Genomic DNA, 2,476 nt, shown 5'->3' on the forward strand with positions numbered 1-2,476 from the left:
CCATGGCCCTCGTTCAATTCGGCATTCCGGAGAAATTTACAGGCGCTTTGACCACAATTCGGCACGCCGTCGAAACGTCAGGAATCAGAAAACGATTTTTGACCTATGCCCCGACACCAAACACCTCGACAGCCTTGGCACCAGTGTCCCCCATGCCGAGGCTCCGCAAGGTCGCCTTGGTTGGCAATCTTTTGATTTGCACCTTCATCGTTGGTTTCGGCACCTGGTCTGTCTTTGCGCCTTTGAAGAGCGCTGCCATCGCCTCGGGCGTGGTTGAACCCGAATCGAGCCGTAAAACGATCCAGCATTTTGAAGGTGGTATTGTCCGGCAAATTCTCGTCAAGAATGGCGACGCAGTCAAAGCCGGACAGACCCTGATTCAGCTTGAAGATACAAAATCTCGTTCCGAGCGTGACGCCTTGCAGGGGCAGCTCTGGGATGCCGAGGCAAACCATGCGCGCCTGACTGCCGAGCGAACAAGCAGCAGTAACGTCGTGTATCCCGCGGATCTCGAGTCCATCAGGGCCACGAATCCCGCAGTTGATAGCATCCTGATAGGCCAGCAGCGCATTTTCGCGACGCGCAGGCTGGTTATGCGATCCGAAATCGCAATCACCCAGAGCAAAATGGAGCAAGTACAGCAGGAGATCGCGGGCCTTACGGCGCAAAAGGCTGGACTGACACAAAGGGCGGAGATCGCCCGGCAGGAGCTTGCCGCTGTTACGCCGCTTGTTGCAAAAGGCATCGAGAAAAAGAGCCGGCTTCTCAATCTTGGGCGCGAAAAAGCCGACATAGATGGTCAGCTCGGCGAGGTGATTGCGCAGATTTCGCGAGCCTATCAGGTGATAGGCGAGAGTCAGGCATACCTTGTCAAAATTGAGAACGACCGATTAAACGAGGTGGCGCAGGGTTTGCGCGACGCGGAAAGCCAGATAATGCAGCTGAGTGAAAGGCTTCGGGCGATCGATGATCAACTCTCAAGGACACAAATCAAGGCCCCGGAAGATGGCGTGATCATGGATCTGCGCATCCATACGGCGGGCGGCGTCATCGGTGCTGGCGAACCGCTAGTGGATCTGGTCCCGCGTGAAGGACGGCTTATCATCACCGCGCATGTCCGTCCTGAAGATATCAACCTCGTGCATTCCGGGCTGTCCGCACAGGTTCACCTCCTCCCATACAATCAACGCCGTGTCCCGCTGCTCAAAGGCTTCGTCGAATATGTTTCCGCGGACCGTCTTGTCGACAAGGCGACCGGTCTACCCTACTACGCGGCGACAATCCGAGTGACGGATGAGCGGCTGCCAAAGATGCAGAATGTTGGTTTGGTCCCCGGAATGCCGGCCCAGACCTTGATTGAAACGGGAGAAAGCACTGTGGCCTTCTATGCGGTTCGTCCGCTCATAGACAGTTTCAACAGGGCGTTCCGCGAGGATTGAGCAGGAATTTGATCAGTCGATGGTGGTGAAGCCAGTACGGCATTCCATCAAGCTCCGCGCTTCTAGGTCGTGAACTCATACTGTCGGAGGGAGGCGATGCGATGAGTAAAAGAAAATTCAATGATGACGAGGTTATGAACATTCTCAAGGCACATCGCAGCGGAATGAGCGTGGCGCAGTTATGCCGCGAACACGGTATCAGCGAGCCCACATTCTACCGGTGGCAATCCTTGCAACTCAGAAACGCCGGCTTTGACGTGAAGAGGCTCAAGGCCCTGGAAGATGAGAACCAGAAGCTCAAGAAGCTGTTGGCCGAAGCTATGCTGGCGGCAGCGACACTCAGTGAGATGCTTGCCAATACGCCATCAAGGGGAAATGCCTAGGGCTCACGAGGCGGTGTATTCATGATCCGTGGACGGTGCCTGACCCAACCGCGCGACCACTTCAGTCCGATTCTGGACGTTGAGTTTGCGCATGATGTGCTGCAAGTGCATTTTCACGGTGTTACCCGACAGATTGAGCTTTCCCGCAATCACCTTGTTCGGGTGACCGCGTTGCAATTCCGCAAGGACGTCCGCCTCGCGGGGCGTAAAGTCCGCAACGCTTAAGTAACGTGCATGTCCATTACCGTTTGTCCGGTTCTCGCGGGGAGGAGGTCTGTCGCTTTTTGGCATCTCGGTAGCAAACGTGCCGAGCGGATTTGGACAAAATATGCCGCCTGCAAGAACCAGCCGTATCCCGGCAATCGCTATTTCAATGGGCAGCGACGTCGTGAAATACCCGCGAACTCCCATCGCCAGCGCATGGGAGGCCATAGCAGAATCGTCCGTGCTGGACAAAAGTGCGATCGCAGCTTCGGGAAAGAGCTCGGATATTGCCGCAAGGTCATTGTGCAAGCTGGAGCTTTCGACGTTTCTTCCCGCCACATCCAGCGCAACTAGACGCACATCCATTCCAATGGCGCTATCGAGGTTCTCGATGCCCATCATGTCGATAAAATCCCAGCCCGCAAGTTCGTGCGCAAGGAGTCTTACGAT

The 2,476-nt window shown here is 55.6% G+C and carries 3 protein-coding genes; 2 read left to right on the top strand and 1 reads right to left on the bottom strand.

Features of this window, described 5'->3' with window-relative positions:
- Positions 1-2 precede the first annotated feature (2 nt).
- Entirely contained in the window at positions 3-1,439 is a 1,437-nt protein-coding gene (locus ACXJ5O_RS24250; RefSeq protein WP_457302137.1) for an HlyD family type I secretion periplasmic adaptor subunit, read from the top strand.
- Between the two features lie 101 nt (positions 1,440-1,540).
- Positions 1,541-1,822, top strand: coding sequence for a transposase (locus ACXJ5O_RS24255; protein ID WP_114429814.1), 282 nt, complete (start codon positions 1,541-1,543; stop codon positions 1,820-1,822).
- 3 nt (positions 1,823-1,825) lie between these two features.
- On the opposite strand, the gene ACXJ5O_RS24260 is transcribed toward ACXJ5O_RS24255, so the two are convergent.
- On the bottom strand, positions 1,826-2,476 hold a 651-nt coding region (locus tag ACXJ5O_RS24260), incomplete at its 5' end, for a helix-turn-helix transcriptional regulator (RefSeq protein ID WP_457302138.1).

Source organism: Phyllobacterium sp. P5_D12 (genome assembly GCF_054049495.1).

Coding starts and splice junctions, on each gene's coding strand:
- ACXJ5O_RS24255 (WP_114429814.1), top strand. CDS start 1,541: ATGAGTAAAAGAAAATTCAATGATGACGAGGTTATGAACATTCTCAAG.
- ACXJ5O_RS24250 (WP_457302137.1), top strand. CDS start 3: ATGGCCCTCGTTCAATTCGGCATTCCGGAGAAATTTACAGGCGCTTTG.